General features: G+C 72.9%; 14 protein-coding genes and 1 pseudogene. All 15 read right to left on the reverse strand.

The genetic code is table 11. From position 1 onward, the window contains the following. Positions 1-94: 94 nt before the first annotated feature. Positions 95-901 (reverse strand): annotated as a pseudogene (locus ABZ885_RS09880) (DivIVA domain-containing protein); the annotation flags it as partial. A 59-nt stretch (positions 902-960) separates the two neighbouring features. Then, positions 961-1242, reverse strand: coding sequence for a YggT family protein (locus tag ABZ885_RS09885; protein ID WP_360185738.1), 282 nt, complete (start codon positions 1240-1242; stop codon positions 961-963). 93 nt (positions 1243-1335) lie between these two features. Next, positions 1336-1938 (reverse strand): cell division protein SepF, encoded by a 603-nt coding sequence (gene sepF / locus ABZ885_RS09890; RefSeq protein WP_360185740.1) that lies wholly within the window; start codon positions 1936-1938, stop codon positions 1336-1338. Positions 1939-2167: 229 nt separating this feature from the next. Continuing rightward, a complete protein-coding gene (locus ABZ885_RS09895) occupies positions 2168-2956 on the reverse strand; it encodes a YggS family pyridoxal phosphate-dependent enzyme (protein WP_360185742.1) in 789 nt (262 codons plus the stop codon). Next, positions 2953-3687, reverse strand: a complete 735-nt coding sequence (pgeF, locus tag ABZ885_RS09900; RefSeq protein ID WP_360185745.1) for a peptidoglycan editing factor PgeF — start codon at positions 3685-3687, stop codon at positions 2953-2955. The genes ABZ885_RS09895 and pgeF overlap by 4 nt, the downstream gene beginning before the upstream one ends. Beyond that, positions 3684-4913 (reverse strand): cell division protein FtsZ, encoded by a 1230-nt coding sequence (ftsZ, locus tag ABZ885_RS09905; RefSeq protein ID WP_360185748.1) that lies wholly within the window; start codon positions 4911-4913, stop codon positions 3684-3686. The genes pgeF and ftsZ overlap by 4 nt, the downstream gene beginning before the upstream one ends. A gap of 365 nt (positions 4914-5278) precedes the next feature. Further along, a complete protein-coding gene (locus ABZ885_RS09910) occupies positions 5279-6079 on the reverse strand; it encodes an FtsQ-type POTRA domain-containing protein (protein ID WP_360185750.1) in 801 nt (266 codons plus the stop codon). Beyond that, positions 6072-7178, reverse strand: a complete 1107-nt coding sequence (gene murG / locus ABZ885_RS09915) for an undecaprenyldiphospho-muramoylpentapeptide beta-N-acetylglucosaminyltransferase (protein ID WP_360185753.1) — start codon at positions 7176-7178, stop codon at positions 6072-6074. The genes ABZ885_RS09910 and murG overlap by 8 nt, the downstream gene beginning before the upstream one ends. A 6-nt stretch (positions 7179-7184) precedes the next feature. Next, positions 7185-8450 (reverse strand): putative lipid II flippase FtsW, encoded by a 1266-nt coding sequence (gene ftsW, locus ABZ885_RS09920; RefSeq protein ID WP_360185816.1) that lies wholly within the window; start codon positions 8448-8450, stop codon positions 7185-7187. A 173-nt stretch (positions 8451-8623) separates the two neighbouring features. Further along, entirely contained in the window at positions 8624-10057 is a 1434-nt protein-coding gene (murD, locus tag ABZ885_RS09925) for a UDP-N-acetylmuramoyl-L-alanine--D-glutamate ligase (protein ID WP_360185756.1), read from the reverse strand. Next, complete coding sequence (mraY, locus tag ABZ885_RS09930; protein ID WP_360185758.1) at positions 10054-11115, reverse strand: phospho-N-acetylmuramoyl-pentapeptide-transferase; 1062 nt, start codon at positions 11113-11115, stop codon at positions 10054-10056. The genes murD and mraY overlap by 4 nt, the downstream gene beginning before the upstream one ends. Continuing rightward, complete coding sequence (murF, locus tag ABZ885_RS09935; RefSeq protein WP_360185761.1) at positions 11115-12518, reverse strand: UDP-N-acetylmuramoyl-tripeptide--D-alanyl-D-alanine ligase; 1404 nt, start codon at positions 12516-12518, stop codon at positions 11115-11117. The genes mraY and murF overlap by 1 nt, the downstream gene beginning before the upstream one ends. After that, complete coding sequence (locus ABZ885_RS09940; protein WP_360185764.1) at positions 12515-14080, reverse strand: UDP-N-acetylmuramoyl-L-alanyl-D-glutamate--2,6-diaminopimelate ligase; 1566 nt, start codon at positions 14078-14080, stop codon at positions 12515-12517. Before ABZ885_RS09940 ends, murF begins: the two co-directional genes overlap by 4 nt. A gap of 93 nt (positions 14081-14173) precedes the next feature. Further along, complete coding sequence (locus tag ABZ885_RS09945; RefSeq protein WP_360185767.1) at positions 14174-16498, reverse strand: penicillin-binding transpeptidase domain-containing protein; 2325 nt, start codon at positions 16496-16498, stop codon at positions 14174-14176. A 112-nt stretch (positions 16499-16610) separates the two neighbouring features. Then, the gene (locus ABZ885_RS09950; protein ID WP_360185819.1) at positions 16611-17099 is read right to left on the reverse strand and encodes a cell division protein FtsL; all 489 of its coding nucleotides are present in this window, start codon (positions 17097-17099) and stop codon (positions 16611-16613) included. Between the last annotated feature and the right edge of the window lie 60 nt (positions 17100-17159).

The raw sequence follows: 17159 nt of genomic DNA on the forward strand, positions 1-17159 counted from the left end.
GTTGTGGCCGCCGACGCCTCGTACGCGCCCAACGAGTACCAGGACTCCTCGGGCAAGATCATCGGCATGGACGTGGACCTGGCCAACGCCATCGGTCGGCCTTGGCGCGGGCGTCGCGCTCCAGGCCCTCGGCCCGGCTGCGCGCCTCGCCGACGATCTTGTTGGCCTCGGAGCGGGCCTCGGAGATCGCCTGGTCGGCGGTCTGCTGGGCGAGCGCCAGGACGCGGGCCGCGCTGTCGCCGCCGGGGCCCTGCTGCGGCTGCTGCATGGGGCCGCCGAGCGGGCCGCCCATCTGCTGCTGCGGACCGCCCATCGGGCCGCCCATCTGCTGCATCTGCTGCTGGCCCATGCCCTGGCCCATCGGGTTGCCCATGCCCTGCGGGCCGCCGGGGCCGCCCATCGGCTGGAGCATCTGACCGCCCATCGGCTGGACCAGCTGCTGCTGGCCGCCCATGGTCTGGTTCATCTGCTGCTGCGGGCCGCCCATCGGACCACCCTGGCCGGCGGGGAGCTGCGGGGCGCCGGACGGCAGGCCGAGCGGCTGGTTGCCCATCTGCTGCTGCGGGCCGCCCATCTGCTGGGGGCCACCGGGGCCGCCCATCTGCTGCGGGCCGGGGCCCTGCTGCTGGCCGGGGACCGGCGGGCCGGATATGGCGGCAGGCACGGGAGCGCCGGGACGCGCCTCCTGCGGCGGCTCCTTGCGCATGTTGGCCTGGTTCTGCGCGGCGGCACGGGTCGCGGCGGCCAGCTTGGCGCGCAGGTCCTCGTTCTCGCGGAGAAGGCGGGTCAGCTCCGCCTCGACCTCGTCGAGGAAGGCATCGACCTCGTCCTCGTCATAGCCTTCGCGCAGGCGGACGGTCGTGAACTGCTTGTTCCGAACGTCCTCGGGGGTCAATGGCATCTCTTCACCTCAACGTGATCGTCGGCACACCGGCATCCTGTCGCATCGCTCACCTACGACTAGGGCCGCACAAGCGAGATCAGGACATACACAATGATCATCAGTACGAAGAAGGACAGGTCGAGCGCCACGCCCCCGAGACGCAACGGCGGGATGAACCGCCGAAGAAGCTTGAGCGGCGGATCCGTGACAGTGTACGTGGCCTCCAGGACCAGGACCATGGCCTTGCCGGGCCGCCACGAACGCGCGAACTGGAACACCCAGTCCATCACCAGCCGCGCAAGCAGGAACACCAGGAAGACGGTCAGCGCGTAGTAGAGCACCGCCCACACGATCTCCATCGCGCTCCCCTCTCCCCGGTCCGCGGCCCTCGGGCCGTGCCGCCTGTCGCTAACTCGCTGTCGATCAGATCCACACGTAAAGTCGTGGCCGGGTCAGCTCTGGTTGAAGAACCCACCCTCGGCGATCCGAGCCTTGTCCTCCGCCGTGACATCGACGTTAGCAGGCGACAGCAGGAACACCTTCTGCGTCACGCGCTCGATACTGCCGTGCAGACCGAAGACGAGTCCAGCGGCGAAGTCTACGAGGCGCTTGGCATCGGTGTCGTCCATCTCGGTCAGATTCATGATCACCGGAGTCCCGCCGCGGAACTGTTCCCCGATGGTACGGGCCTCGTTGTAGGTCCGGGGGTGCAGCGTGGTGATGCGGTAGGGCTCTCGTTCGTTCACTACCTTGGGCATGATCACCGGGGCGCTCTTCTCCAGGTTGTGGCGGCGTTCGGGTGTGATGGACGACACTGGGGCCATCCTCGGAGTCTCCTGCCGGATCGGCACCGCGGCCGGCACCGGCTGCGGGGTGATCGAGGAGACCGGAGCGGGCGCCGGCGCGGCCGGCCGGGGGATGTCCTCCGTCCGCCCGGGACGGATCGGCTCCGGGTCCGCGTCGTAGTCGTCATCGGGGTCGTACCCCTGGCCGTCGTACGTCTCGTCCTCCACGAGGCCGAGGTAGACCGCCATCTTGCGCATCGCGCCGGCCATGCTCCTGTCTCCTCCGCTGGTGGTGGACCGGCTCCTTCACCGGCGGCCAGGCCGCTGGGGCCCCGGCTGCGGATTCCGCGGTCCGCCCATGACGATCCGGCAGGCCGACGGCCGGTCAGAAGTTCGGGTGGGGACCCGCGGAGCTGCGATCCACGGTTGGCTAGCGCCCGGTACAGCTGCTAGCTTCTGTCCTATTTTGTCCTGCAGTCTGATCTACTACCCGGTGACGTTACCTGAGGGGTGACCGCACTCCGAGTACCGCCGTTCCGACGCGCACGTGTGTCGCCCCGGCGGCAACGGCCTGCTCCAGGTCACCACTCATCCCTGCGGAGACCATGGTGGCAGCAGGATGGGCCGCCCGTACTGCGGTTGCGATTTCCGCCAACCGCCCGAACGCCCGGGCCGGGTCACCGGCGAGCGGTCCGGCCAGCGGCGCGACGGTCATCACGCCGTCCAGCCGGAGGCCGGGCGCGCCGGCGATCGCGTCGGCCAGCGCCGGGACGTCCTCCGGGGCGACCCCGGCCCGGCCCTCGGCCTCGCCGTGCGCCTTGTCCAGCGCGACCTGCACCAGGCAGCCCAGCTCGGGCCGCCCGGCCTTCAGCACGGCCGCGGAGAGCGACTCGACCAGCCGCAGCCGGTCCACCGAGTGCACGTGATTCGCGTACCGGACGACCGAGCGGACCTTGTTGGTCTGCAGCTGGCCGACGAAGTGCCAGTCCAGCGGAAGGTTTCTGCACTGCTCCGCCTTGGGGGCGGCGTCCTGGTCCCGGTTCTCCGCGACGTCGGTGACGCCGAGTCCGGCCAGCAGCGCGGTGTCCTCGGCCGGATAGGTCTTGGTGACGACGACCAGCTTCACCTCGTGGCGCGGCCGCCCGGCGGCCGCGCAGGCGTCGGCGATCCGCCGCTCGACGACCTCCAGGTTGGTGCCGAGCTCCTCGTACCGGGCCCGCTGGCCCTCCGTCAGGGAGGCGAGGAATTCCCGGCCGCCCGGGAACGGTCCGTAGATGTCGTTCGTCATGAGAGTCCAGAGCCCAACCAGACGTAGCTCGCGAGCCGCCCCGTGCGCTGCTCACGGCGGTAGGAGTAGTGATCGGAGGATTCGAGGGTGCAGACCGGTGACCGCACCGGCCCGGTGACTCCCGCGGCGGCCAGCTGCGCCGCCACTCCCGCCGGCAGGTCCAGCGCCGGGGTCCCCCAGGAGGTCTCGGCGCGGGTGGCCGGCACCAGCCCGGCGACCTCCGTGCGCAGTCCGTCCGGCACCTCGTAGCAGCGTCCGCAGACGGCGGGCCCGATCGCGGCGGTGATCCGCTCCGGCTCGGCGCCCAGCTCCGTCATCGCCCGGACCACCGCCGGCACCACGCCGGCCGCGAGCCCGGGCCGGCCCGCGTGGGCCGCCCCGACGACGCCCGCCACCGGGTCGGCCAGCAGGACCGGGGTGCAGTCGGCGGTGAGCACCGCCAGTGCCAGCGGCCGGTCGGTGACGAGCGCGTCGACCGTCGGGGCCTCCCCGGCCGGCTGGCGCTCCGTCACCACGGCGACGTCCGCCCCGTGCACCTGGTTCATCCAGACCACGTCGGCCGGGTCCAGCCCGAGCTCGCGGGCGGCGAGCACCCGGTTCTCCCGGACGGCCGCCGGGTCGTCCCCCACCGCGCCGCCGAGGTTCAGCTCCCCGTACGGCGAAGTGCTCACCCCGCCCCACCGGGTGGTGAAGGCGAAGTGAGCACCGTTGCGTTCGACGCGATCGATCACTTAAGGAAGTCCGGGACGTCGAGCTCCTCGGCGGGGCTCTCCACGAACGGCTGGCGGGCCGGCTGCACCTGCGGCGGCACCGGGGCCGCGGTCGCGGTGGCCGGGGTCTCGGCCGGACGGGCCGGGGCCGGGGCCTCGGCGTCCGACCGGGCGGTCACCGAGCCGATGCTCCCGTAGGAGGGGCGGGTCGCCGGGCGCTCGGGGGCGGCGGCCGGGGTGCCGGCCGCCGGGGTCTGCTGCGAGGCCTTGACCACCGGGTCGCGGACGATGGCGGGCGGCTGGCCGCCGTCGAAGCCGGCCGCGATCACGGTGACCCGGACCTCGTCGCCGAGCGCGTCGTCGATGACCGCACCGAAGATGATGTTGGCCTCGGGGTGCGCGGCCTCGCTGACCAGCTGGGCCGACTCGTTGATCTCGAACAGGCCGAGGTCGGAGCCGCCGGAGATGGAGAGCAGGACGCCGCGGGCGCCGTCGATCGAGGCCTCCAGCAGCGGCGAGGAGATCGCCATCACGGCGGCCGCCTTGGCGCGGTCCTCGCCGCGGGCGGAGCCGATGCCCATCAGCGCCGAGCCGGCGTCCGACATGACCGACTTGACGTCGGCGAAGTCGAGGTTGATCAGACCCGGGGTGGTGATCAGGTCGGTGATGCCCTGGACACCGGAGAGCAGCACCTGGTCGGCGGAGCGGAACGCGTCCAGCACGCTGACCTGGCGGTCCGAGATGGACAGCAGCCGGTCGTTCGGGATGACGATGAGGGTGTCGACCTCTTCGCGCAGGCCGGCGATGCCGTCCTCGGCCTGGTTGGCCCGGCGACGGCCCTCGAAGGTGAAGGGCCGGGTGACCACGCCGATGGTCAGCGCGCCGAGCGAGCGGGCGATGTTGGCCACCACGGGCGCGCCGCCCGTGCCCGTGCCACCGCCCTCGCCCGCGGTGACGAAGACCATGTCGGCCCCCTTGAGGACCTCCTCGATCTCCTCGCGGTGGTCCTCGGCGGCCTTCCGGCCGACCTCGGGGTTGGCGCCGGCGCCGAGGCCCCGGGTGAGTTCACGGCCCACATCGAGCTTGACGTCGGCGTCGCTCATCAGGAGGGCCTGCGCATCGGTGTTGATCGCGATGAACTCGACGCCCTTGAGACCGACCTCGATCATCCGGTTGATGGCGTTGACACCACCGCCGCCGATACCGACGACCTTGATGACTGCGAGGTAGTTCTGCGGTGCTGCCACGTCGAAGGCCTCTCGCCTCGAATTTCCGGGTCGGCCCGGCCCCCGGTGAGGTGCCGTTCCGACGGATGTCGATGGGTAGGGAGCCTGGTTTCTGACTGAATGTCCGAAATGCCGACCGCCGACCCCAACCCTAAACTTGACCTTTAGGGTTAGTCCTGTGCCCCCGTCACATCACCAGGGGACACAGTCTGGTGACACAGGACACTAGGTGGCCCCGGGCACGTGTTTCAACGAACACGCCGAGCTTCCCTTTTTCTTTTGAGCCTATGTGATCATCAACCGGCCGGTGAAACCGGGGTGACCACCAAGGTTCGGGCCGCCGCCGAAAGGCGTCAACCCCTTCCCCACACAAAGAACCTACCGGATCATCCGGACACCGCCGGCGCCTCCGGCGCACTCACGTCGAAGTTCGTACCCTTCTGATGCAGCAGCGCCACCAGCACCCGGGCCTTTCGATCGATCTGCTCCGGACTCCCCCAGTGGACCGTCGCACCCCCGGCGAGCTGCAGCTGGATGTCGTCGTACGAGTGCACCAGCACCGCCCCCGCCCGCTGCCGGACCTCGGCGGGCAGCCCGGCGGCCACCGCCACCGCGCCCTGCACCAACTGCGCCCGGTTGATCACCGGTTCCACGTCCCGGGCCGGCTGGCTGAGCCGCAGCTCGACCACCGGCACCCCCTCGGGGGCGGCCGCCTCGGTGGCGAAGCTCACGCCGGCCGCGTCGACCTGCGTGAACCGGCCGTCCTCCCCCTTGACCGCGGCCACCGCCTGCCGCTGGGTGATCTTCACCTGCAGCGTGTGCGGCCAGCCGCGCCAGACCTCGGCCCCGGCCACCCGCGGGATCGCCTCGACCCGGCGGGTGACGTCGGCGAGGTCCACCTGGGCCAGCGGACCGTCGCCGAGCTCGCCGACCGCCGCGCGGACCTGGTCGGCCGTCAGCCTGTCGTCCGAGACCCCCTGCACCGCGACGCTGCGCACGTCGAGCACCGAGGAGTAGAAAACCAGCCAGGCCAGCACGCCGAGCACCGTGGCGCCGAGCGCGCCCAGCACCACGATGCCCCGCCGGGAGAGCCGGAGCCGGGGACCGTAGTCCTCCAGCTCCAGCTCCTCCCGGGGGTTCCCCCGGCCGGAGGCCGGGGGAGGGTCGGCGAGCCGGCCGTCAGCCACGACGGCGGCCGCCCCGGGCGGCCTCGATGGCCTCGTACACCATGCCGACCAGCAGCTCGTCGGCGTCCCGGCGGCCGAACTCGGCGGCCGCGCGGCTCATGTCCCAGAGCCGCTGCGGGTCGGTGAGCACCGGCAGCACGTTCTGCAGCACCCAGTCCGGGGTCAGCTCGGCGTCGTCGACCAGCAGGCCGCCGCCGGCCTTGACCATCGGCTGGGCGTTCAGCCGCTGCTCGCCGTTGCCGATCGGCAGCGGGACGAAGGCGGCGGGCAGGCCGACGGCGGCCAGCTCGGCCACCGTCATGGCGCCGGCCCGGCAGAGCATCAGGTCGGCCGCGGCGTACGCGAGGTCCATCCGGTCCACGTACGGCACCGGCCGGTACGGCGGCATCCCGGGGATGTCGTCCACCTGCGGCAGCTCGTTCTTCGGGCCCACCGCGTGCAGGATCTGCACGCCGTACTGCTGCAGCCGCGGCGCGATCGCGGTGACGGTCTCGTTGAGCCGGCGGGCGCCCTGCGAGCCGCCGGAGACCAGCAGGGTGGGCAGCCGCTGGTCGAGGCCGAAGTACTGCCGGGCCTCCGGGCGGGCCGCGTTGCGGTCCAGCGTGGCGATGGTCCGGCGCAGCGGGATGCCGATGTACCGGGAGTCGCGCAGCTTGCTGTCCGGCGTGGAGACGGCGACGAAGTCGCTGTACCGGGCGCCGATCTTGTTGGCCAGGCCGGGGCGCGCGTTGGCCTCGTGCACCACGATCGGCACGCCGGCCCGCTTGGCCGCCAGGTAGGCCGGCATCGCGACGTAGCCGCCGAAGCCGACCACGACGTCGGCGTTGACCCGCTCGATGATCTCCTGGGCGGCCCGGACGGTGCCGCGCAGCCGGCCCGGCACGGTGATCAGCTCGGGTGTGGGCTTGCGCGGCAGCGGGACGGCCGGGATCAGCTCCAGCTGGTAGCCGCGCTCGGGTACCAGCCGGGTCTCCAGGCCGCGCTCGGTGCCCAGGGCGGTGATCCCGATGGACGGGTCGTGCCTGCGGAGGGCGTCCGCGAGGGCGAGGGCCGGCTCGATGTGACCGGCGGTCCCCCCGCCGGCGAGTACGACATGCACCGAAATTCACCGCTCCCTGCGCGCCGGCACCGGGGCCGGGCGCGCTGTGGTTCGTCGTCGTGGCAGCACCCGGGCCAGTCGTCTCCTGATCCGGGAGTTCTTGTTCCGGGCGGCCAGGGCCGCCTTCGCGCCCGAGGAGCTGCGTGCCAGGCAGAGCAGCACCCCGATCGCGGACATGGCCGACAGCATGGCGGAACCGCCGTAGGAGAACAGCGGGAGCGGGACGCCCGCGATGGGCAGCAGTCCCAGCGCCGACCCCAGGTTGATCACGGCCTGCGCCGTGATCCAGGTGGTGGCGGCTCCCGCGGCGTACCTGACGAAGGGGTCCTTCGTACCGATGGCCACACGGATACCCGCGTAGCCTAGTGCCGCAAAGAGACCGATCACCGACAGCGTCCCCACCAGGCCCAGTTCCTCGCCGGTCGCGGCGAAGATGAAGTCGGTGTGCGCCTCCGGGAGCTGGCCCCATTTCTCCACGCCCGCGCCGAGGCCGGATCCGAACAGCCCGCCGAGCCCGAACGAGTAGACCCCGTGCAGGGCCTGGAAGCAGGCGCCGGCCGGGTCGAGCTTGGTGACGCCGATGCAGGAGAGCCGTTCGGCCCGGTGCGGGACGGTCACCACCAGGGCGGTGCAGACCACGACGGCGACGCCGAGGGTGGCCACGAACAGCCGCAGTGGCGCGCCGACCATCCAGAGCAGGCCGAACAGCATGGCCACCAGGATCATCGAGGTGCCCATGTCACCGCCGAGCATGATCATCGCCAGCAGCAGCAGGGCCCCCGGCACCAGCGGGACCAGCAGGTGTTTCCACTGGTCCAGGGTGCCGTTCCGCTGTTTGCGGGCGAGCAGGTCGGCGCCCCAGAGCACCAGGGCGAGCTTGGCGAACTCGGACGGCTGGAACTGGAAGAAGCCCAGATCCAGCCAATTCCGGTTGCCGTTGACCTCCACCCCGACGCCGGGGATCGCGACCAGCGCGAGCGCGCCGATCACCCCGAACATCACCGGGTAGACGATCACCCGCAGGACGGCCACCGGGACGGCCGCGAAGCAGATCAGCAGGACGAGGCCGAGCATGGCCGCGACCAGCTGTTTGAGGAAGTAGTACTGCGCCGAGCGGTGCTGGCCCAGGGCGAGGATCTGCGAGGCGGAGAAGACCATCAGCAGGCCGAGCACCACCAGCAGCAGCGTCGCGCCGATGATCAGCAGGTAGGGCGTGAGCGGCCGGTCCAGGGTGTACCGCAGACGGGCCCGGAAGGCCTGTACGCGGGCCACCGGGCCGGCCGACTTGTAGGCGGTGGTGGTGGCCGAGATCACCCGCCACGGATCGGCGGGCGCCTTCTCCGGCGCACCGGAACCGCCCGCCCTGCCCTGCCCCGCCACCCTCTGCTCTCCCACCTTCTGCGCCTCGCCCGCCCGGGCCGGAGCCCGCTCGCCGGAGCCCCCCGTCAGTGGTCCGCCAGCTCCCGGACCGCCGCCGCGAAGAGGTCGCCGCGCTCGCCGTAGTTGGTGAACATGTCCATCGAGGCGCAGGCCGGGGCCAGCAGCACGGTGTCCCCCGGCTGGGCGAGTGACGCGGCCGTGCGAACCACCTCGGTCATCGCCACCGCGCCAGTCTGGCCCTCGGCCGCCTCGATCACCGGGACATCCGGCGCGTGTCGCGCCAGGGCCTCCCGGATCAGCGCGCGGTCCTCGCCGATCAGCACCGCGGCACGCAGCCGCCCGGCCGCGCCCTGGACCAGGTCGTCGAAGGCGGCGCCCTTGGCCAGGCCGCCGGCGATCCAGACGACCGGCCGGTAGGCGGCCAGCGAGGCCGCCGCGGCGTGGGTGTTGGTGGCCTTGGAGTCGTCGACGTACGCGACGCCGCCGACCACGCCGACCTCGGCGATCCGGTGGGCGTCCGGGCGGAAGGCCCGCAGGCCCTCGCGGACGGCCTTGGCCTCGACCCCGTACGCCCGGGCGAGGGCGGCGGCGGCGAGCGCGTTGGCGATGTTGTGCGGGGCCGGCGGGTGCACGTCCTCGACGGAGCCCAGCTCGGCCGCGTTCTTGGCCCGGTCCGGGACGAAGGCGCGGTCCACCAGCAGGCCGTCGACCACGCCGAAGTTCGACAGGGCGGGTGCGCCGAGGCCGAAACCGACCGCCCGGCAGCCCTCCTCGACGTCGGCCTCGCGGACCAGCGCCTCGGTGGCCGGGTCGGCCAGGTTGTACACGCAGGCGACGACGTTGCCCTCGTAGATCCGGCCCTTGTCGGCGGCGTACGCCTCCATGGAGCCGTGCCAGTCCAGGTGGTCCGGCGCCAGGTTGAGCACGGCCGCCGAGTACGGGCGCAGCGAGGGCGCCCAGTGCAGCTGGTAGCTGGAGAGCTCGACGGCGAGCACGTCGTACGGCTCCTCGGCGAGCACGGCGTCCAGCACCGAGACCCCGACGTTGCCGACGGCGGCGGTGCGCTTGCCGGCGGCGGTGAGGATCGAGGCGAGCATCTGGACGGTGGTGGTCTTGCCGTTGGTGCCGGTGACGGCCAGCCAGGGGGCGGGCTCGCCGGTGGCGGGGTGCGGCCGGCGCAGGCGCCAGGCGAGCTCGACGTCGCCCCAGACCTCGACGCCGGCCGCGGCGGCGGCGGCGAACAGCGGGCTGCTGGGCGGCCAGCCGGGCGAGGTGACGACCAGCCGGGTGCCCTCGGGGAGGCTGTCGCCGTCGCCGAGGCGGACGGTGACGCCCTGGGCCTCCAGCTCGGCGGCGCGGGCCCGCAGGCCCTCGCCGCTGCCGCCGTCCACGACGGTGACGCGGGCGCCGAGGCCGTGCAGGACGCGGGCGGCGCTGATGCCGGAGACGCCGAGGCCGGCGACGACGACGGGCAGGTCCGCGAAGTCCTGGTCGGTCATCCGGTCACCCATCCCGCGTAGAAGAGGCCGAGGCCGACGGCGACGCAGAGGCCCTGGATGATCCAGAACCGGACCACGATCAGGACCTCGGTCCAGCCCTTGAGTTCGAAGTGGTGCTGCAGCGGGGCCATCTTGAAGACGCGCTTGCCGGTCATCCGGAAGGAGCCGACCTGGATGATCACCGAGAGGGTGATGATCACGAAGAGGCCGCCGAGCACCGCGACCAGCAGCTCGGTGCGGGAGCAGATCGCCAGGCCGGCCAGGGCGCCGCCGAGGGCGAGCGAACCGGTGTCACCCATGAAGATCTTGGCGGGCGAGGTGTTCCACCACAGGAAGCCGAAGCAGGAGCCCATCAGGGCCGAGGCGACCACCGCGAGGTCCAGCGGGTCGCGGACGTCGTAGCACTGGGCGGTGGCGGTGATGGCGTACGCGCAGCTCTGGGTGTACTCCCAGAGGCCGATGAAGGTGTAGGCGCCGAAGACCATCACCGAGGCACCGGTGGCGAGGCCGTCCAGACCGTCGGTCAGGTTCACGCCGTTCGACATCGCGGCGATCATGAAGTACGCGAAGATGACGAACAGGACCGGGCCGATGGACCAGCCGAAGTCCCGGACGAAGGAGAGGTGCTGGGAGGCCGGGGTGAGTCCGCGGTCGTCGCTGAACTGCATCGCCAGGCCCGCGAAGGCGAGGCCGACGAAGGACTGGCCGAGCAGCTTCGCCTTGGCCCGCAGACCGAGCGAGCGGCGCTTGACGACCTTGATGTAGTCGTCCAGGAAGCCGACCAGGCCCAGACCGGCCGTCAGGAAGAGCACCAGCAGCCCCGAGACGGTCGGGGACTCGCCCGTTATCGCCTTGGTGGCGAAGTAGGCGATCAGCGTCGCCAGGATGAAGGCGATGCCGCCCATGGTGGGCGTGCCCTTCTTGCTGTGGTGCGCCTTCGGGCCGTCGTCGCGGATGTACTGGCCGTAGCCGTGCCGTGCGAGCAGCTTGATCAGGGCCGGGGTGCCGAGCAGCGACAGGACCAGACCGATCATGCCGGAGAAGAGGATCTGCTTCATCAGGCGGCCGCACCGTCCGCGAGCAGCGCCTCGGCAACCTTCTCCAGCCCCACCGAACGGGAGGCCTTCACCAGGACCACATCCCCCGGCCGAAGCTGACTGCGCAGCAGTTCGACCGCCGCGTCCGCGTCGGACACCAGCACCGACTCCTCACCCCACGAACCTTCGTTCCTCGCGCCCAGTTCCATGCAGGCCGCCTCGCGTCCGCCGACCGCCACCAGCTTGGTGACGTCCAGCCGGACGGCGAGCCGCCCGATGGCGTCGTGCTCGGCCAGGCTCTCCTCGCCGAGCTCCCGCATCTCGCCGAGCACCGCCCAGGTCCGGCGGCGCTCCGGGCCGCGGCCCCCCATCGAGACCAACGCCCGCAGCGCGGCCCGCATCGAGTCGGGGTTCGCGTTGTAGGCGTCGTTGACGACGGTGACACCATCGGCCCGGTCGACGACCTCCATGCGCCAGCGGGACAGCGCACCCGCCTCGCTGAGTGCTTCGGCGGTGTCGTCGACGGACATCCCGAGCTCCACCGCCACCGCGGCGGCGGCGAGGGCGTTCGAGACGTGGTGCTCACCGTACAGGCGCAGGTGCACGGGTGCGGAACCGGCCGGGGTGGTCAGCGTGAACGATGGCCGTCCGGTGGAGTCGAGGCGAACATCCTGTGCCCGGACATGCGCGTCCGGGGACTCCCCGAACAGGACGACCTTCGCCCTGGTCCGGGCGGCCATCGCGCGCACCAGCCGGTCGTCGGCGTTGAGGATCGCGGCGCCGTCCGCGGGCAGCGCCTCGACCAGCTCGCCCTTGGCCTCGGCGATCGCCTCCTGGGAGCCGAACTCGCCGACGTGCGCGGTGCCGACGTTCAGCACCAGGCCGATCCGGGGCGGGGTGATCGAGGTGAGGTACTCGATGTCGCCCTTGTGCCGGGCGCCCATCTCCATGACCAGGTGCCGGGTGCCGGCCTCGACCCGCAGCGCGGTCATCGGGTGGCCGATCTCGTTGTTGAGCGAGCCGGGCGGGTAGACCGTCTCGCCGTGGCGCTGCAGCAGCTGGGCGATCAGGTCCTTGGTGCTGGTCTTGCCGGCCGAGCCGGTCAGCGCGACCACGGTGGTGGCCTCGGCCCGGGCGACCACGGTGCGGGCCAGCTTGCCGAGCGCGTCCACCACGCTGTCGACCAGGACGGCGGGCACGCCGACCGGGCGGGAGGCCAGCACCGCGACGGCGCCGGCCGCGACCGCCTGCGCGGCGTAGTCGTGGCCGTCCACGCGCTCGCCGACGAAGGCCGCGAAGAGGCAGCCGGGCCGCACCTTGCGGGAGTCGACCTCGACCGGTCCGGTCACCTGGGTGGCGGGGTCGGCGCCGTCCAGGGTGCCTCCGACTGCTGCGGCCACCTCGGCGAGGGTCAGTGCGATCACGGCTGCTCTACCTCTCCGGTGCCCCGGGCGGCCGTGGTCCGCGCGACGGCTTCGCGCAGGACCTCCCGGTCGTCGAAGGGGCGGATCTCGTCTCGGACGTACTGGCCAAGTTCATGGCCCTTGCCGGCCACCAGCACGGTGTCCCCGGCCTGGGCGCGGGCCACCGCGAGGTGGATCGCCTCGGCCCGGTCGGGAACGACCAGGACGGCGCCGCGCTCGGCCTCGGGCACCGAGGAGGCGCCGGTCAGCATGGTGGCGAGGATCGCCAGCGGGTCCTCGCTGCGCGGGTTGTCGCTGGTCAGCAGGGCGGTGTCGGCGAGCCGGGCGGCGATGGCACCCATCGGGCCGCGCTTGTGCGGGTCGCGGTCGCCGCCGCAGCCGACCACCACGTGCAGCCGGCCCTTGGTGACCTCGCGCAGCGAGCCGAGCACGGCCTCCAGCGCGTCCGGCTTGTGTGCGTAGTCGACCACCGCGACGTACGGCTGGCCGGCGTCCACGCGCTCCAGCCGGCCGGGCACGCCGGGCACCGCGGCGACCCCGGCGACGGCCTGCTCCAGCGGCAGCCCGGCGGTCACCAGCACGGTGATCGCGGCCAGCGCGTTGGCGACGTTGAACGGGCCGGGCAGCGGGACGGCGGCGTCGGCCTCGGCACCGCCGGGGCCGAGGACCCGGAAGGTCGAGCCGACCGGGCCGAGCTGCACGTCGACCGCCCGCCAGTCCGCCTCCGGCGCACCGGTGGCGGAGAAGGAGGTGACCGGGATCTTGGCCTCGGCGACCAGCCGGCGCCCGTAGGCGTCGTCCAGGTTGGCCACGCCCGCGCGCGACTTGCCGGGCTGGAAGAGCCGGGCCTTGGCCTGGAAGTAGTCCTCCATGTCCGGGTGGAAGTCGAGGTGCTCGGGGGTGAGGTTGTTGAACAGCGCGACGTCGTAGACCACGCCGTCGGTGCGGCCGTAGACCAGCGCGTGGCTGGAGACCTCCATGGTCACCGCGTCCGCGCCGCGCTCGGCCATCACGGCCAGGATCGCGTGCAGGTCGGTGGCCTCGGGGGTGGTGCGCTCGCTCTTGATCCGCTCCTCGCCGACCCGCATCTCGACGGTGCCGATCACGCCGGGGCTGCGCCCGGCGCCGCGCAGGCCGCCCTCGACCAGGTAGGAGGTGGTGGTCTTGCCGTTGGTGCCGGTCAGCCCGAGCATCAGCAGCCGCTCGGAGGGCGCGCCGTAGACCTCGGCGGCCAGCTCGCCCATCCGGGCCCGCGGACGGTCGACCACCAGCACCGGCAGGCCGGTGCCGGCCGTGAGCTCGGCTCCGGCACGGTCGGTGAGCACGGCCACCGCGCCCGCCGCCGCGGCCTGGCCGGCGAAGGAGGCGCCGTGGTGGTTGGCACCGGGGAACGCCACGTACAGGTCGCCGGGGCGGACCTCGCGGGCGTTGTGGGTCACGCCGGTGACCTCGGGCCCCTCGACGGGGTCGAGGCCCAGCAGGCGGGCGATCTCGGCGAGCGGCCGGGCACCCGTCCGGGCGGGGCGGGGCGGACTCACGGTGGTTTGATCGGGTTTCGGCACGGCGGAGAGGCTATCCGCCGAAGGGTGTCCAGAGCCAAACCGGCCCGTTCCGGTACCGGCGGCCGCACCCGCCCGGTCGTTGCTCATGGTCGATCACGGCTTCCAGTCGACGGGCAGGTTGGGCGCCTCGCTGCCGCTCGGCGGGACCTGGAGGGTCTTGAGGGTGAACTCCATCACCTGCTTGAACACCGGACCGCACAGCTGGCCGCCGAAGTGGCCGTTGACCGGGTCCTGGATCACGCAGGAGACGGTGACCCGGGGCTGGTCGGCGGGGGCGAAGCCGATGAACGAGGCGGTGTACCCGCGGTAGCCGCCGGTCTTCGGGTCCACCCGGTTGGCGGTGCCGGTCTTGCCGGCCACCCGGTAGCCGGGGATGGCCGCCTTGCCACCGGTGCCCTGCTCGTCGGTGACCACCGACTCCAGCATCTCGGTGAGCGTCTTCGCGGTCTGCTCGCTGACCACCCGGGACTCCGCACCGGGCGCGGCCGGGGTGTACCGGCCGTCCGGCGCGGTGGTGCCCTGGACGACGCTGGGCGCGACCCGCACCCCGCCGTTGGCGATGGTCGAGTACACCGAGGTCGCCTGCAGGGCGTTCACCGACAGGCCCTGGCCGAACGGGATGGTGTACTGCTTGGACGCCTTCCAGTCCTCCGGCTTGTCCAGCAGGCCGGCCGTCTCGCCGGGGAAGCCCAGCCCGGTCTGCTGGCCGATGCCGAACTTGCGCAGGTAGCCGTAGAGCACCTGGTTGGCCTCGGGCTGGGTGGCGCCGAGGGTCTGGGCGGCCTCGATGGTGCCGATGTTGGAGGACTTGGCGAGCACCCCGGCCAGGGTCAGGTACCAGGTGTCGTGCTTCTCGTCGTCCTTGAACGCCGTGTCTCCGCGGACCAGCGGGTACGGCACGGTGACGTGGGTGTCCCAGGACGCCTTGCCGGTGTCCAGCACGGCGGCCATGGTCATCAGCTTGGCGGTGGAGCCCGGCTCGTAGACGTCCTGGAGCGCCGCGTTGCCCAGCTGCGCGGACTTGGCGGTGCTCAGGTCGTTCGGGTTGAAACCGGGCGACGTGGCCATCGCCAGGACCTGGCCGTTCTTCACGTCCTGGACGATGACGTAGCCCTTCTCCGCCCCGGCGTTGGCGACCTGGTCGGTGATCGCCCGCTGGGCGGCCCACTGGATGTCCCGGTTGATGGTCAGCCGCAGGTCGGTGCCGGGCACGGCCGGGTCCCGCGAGCCGCCGGCGGTGGGCACCAGCCGGCCGCCCGCCTGGGCGTAGCTGGTGTGGCCCTCCTGGCCGGCCAGCACGTTCTGGTACTGCTGCTCCAGCCCGCCCGCGCCCTCGCCCTCGGCGTTGACGAAGCCGACCAGGTTGGCCGCCAGCCCGTCCGAGGGGTAGACCCGCTTCTGGGTCTCCCGGTTGAACACCCCGGCCAGCGGGTTGACGCACTCGTTGTCCAGCCTGGTCCGCCCGCCCTCGTCCACGGGCTTGTTCAGCAGACGCTTCTGGGCCGTGCAGGACCGGGAGCCGGCCTGCTTCTCCAGGGTCGACTTGAGGTCGCCGATCTGGTTCTTGACGTCCGGGGTCTGCCGGGCGGCGAGCCGCTTGTAGCGGGTCTTGGGGGTGTGCAGGTCGGCGGCGATCCGCTCCTTGGGCAGGCCGAGGATCGGCGCCAGCAGGGCGGCCGCCTGCTCGGGGGCGTCCGGGATGCCGGCCGCCTCCGGGGTGAACATGGCCGGGTCGGCGGTGATGTCGTACGCGTCGACGGTGGTGGCCAGCGCCACCCCGTCCGCGGACGTTATCGAGCCGCGCTCGGCGGTGATCGGGACGTCCAGGTAGCGGTTGGTGTTGGCGTCGGCGGCCAGCGCGTCGGAGTCCAGCAGCTGGAGCTGGACCAGCCGGCCGGCGAAGACCGAGAACACCAGGGACAGCGCCACCGTGACCACCCGGAGCCGGCGGCGCGGGTCGGCCAGCTTGAGCGCCTTGGCCTGCGGGCGCTGCGGCGGGCGGGACTTCGGGCGCGGCCGGGCGGAGCCAGGCGCCTGGCCGCGGACCGGCGGACGGCCGTCCGTGCGGCGCTGCTGCGGCGTCCGGGGGGCGGCGGCCTTGGCCTGCGGGCTCCGGGCCGGCTGGGCCTTGGCGGCCGCCGGCGCCGGGGGCTGCTTCGACCGGGCGGGCTGTGGCTTGGCGGGCTGCGGCTTGGCGGGCTGGGCCTTGGCCGGCTGGGAGCGGGCCGGCTGCGGCCTCGGCTGCTGGGCCTTGGCGGGCTTGGCGGGCTGCGCCTTGCCGCCGGCGGGCTGGGCCCGGCCGCCCGCCGACTGCGCGCGCGGGGCCTGCCGCGGTGCGGCGCCCTTCGCCGTCGGCCGCGGGCGGCCGGTTCCACCGGTTCCGCCGGAACCGCTGCCGGGCTGTCGGGGCGTGCTCATGCGCCCACCCCGGTCCGCTCGGCGGTCCGCCCGGCGGGCGCTCCGTGCCACGCGCACGGTCCGGTGGTCGTCTCCCGGCCTCCGGCCGGGGGGACGGCGATGCTCCATGCGTTCACCGGGCCGCACCCCCGCTCGGGGCCGGTGCGGGCACGGCGGGGTTGATCTGGACGGTGGTGTCGCCGCCGGGCGCGGCGGTGCCGGGCTGGGCGCTCGGCGAGGGCTGCGGCTTCCCGGGCCACGGCTCGGCGGTGGATCGTTTCACCGGCTGGCTGTCCTGGGCCGGGCTGGGCGTCCCGAGCACCTTGCCGCCGTTCGGGACGTCCAGGAAGGCCATCCCGCCGGCCGGCACCAGGCCCAGCTCGGCGGCCCGGCGCGCCAGCCCGTCCGGCGCGGAGTTCTGGTCGATCTGGTGCTGCAGGCCCTGCTGCTCGTCGGTGAGCACGGTGGTCTGCCGCTGCAGCCTGGAGAGCTCGAAGGAGCCCTCGTTCAGGGCGGTGTTCAACGCCAGCAGGCCGAGCAGCCCGGCCGCGAGCAGGACCACCACCAGGACCGCGAACGGTGTCCGCCCCCGTACCGGGCGCCGCCCGGGGCGGACCGTGATCCGCGCCCTGCCGCCCTGCCCGGGGAGCACCGCGCTCCCCGCCCCGCCTCCGGCCACCGG

Source organism: Kitasatospora sp. NPDC047058, from assembly GCF_040643935.1.
Taxonomy (GTDB): Bacteria; Actinomycetota; Actinomycetes; order Streptomycetales; family Streptomycetaceae; genus Kitasatospora.

Coding starts and splice junctions, on each gene's coding strand:
- ABZ885_RS09885 (WP_360185738.1), bottom strand. CDS start 1,242: ATGGAGATCGTGTGGGCGGTGCTCTACTACGCGCTGACCGTCTTCCTG.
- sepF (WP_360185740.1), bottom strand. CDS start 1,938: ATGGCCGGCGCGATGCGCAAGATGGCGGTCTACCTCGGCCTCGTGGAG.
- ABZ885_RS09895 (WP_360185742.1), bottom strand. CDS start 2,956: ATGACGAACGACATCTACGGACCGTTCCCGGGCGGCCGGGAATTCCTC.
- murD (WP_360185756.1), bottom strand. CDS start 10,057: ATGACCGACCAGGACTTCGCGGACCTGCCCGTCGTCGTCGCCGGCCTC.
- mraY (WP_360185758.1), bottom strand. CDS start 11,115: ATGAAGCAGATCCTCTTCTCCGGCATGATCGGTCTGGTCCTGTCGCTG.
- ABZ885_RS09945 (WP_360185767.1), bottom strand. CDS start 16,498: ATGAGCACGCCCCGACAGCCCGGCAGCGGTTCCGGCGGAACCGGTGGA.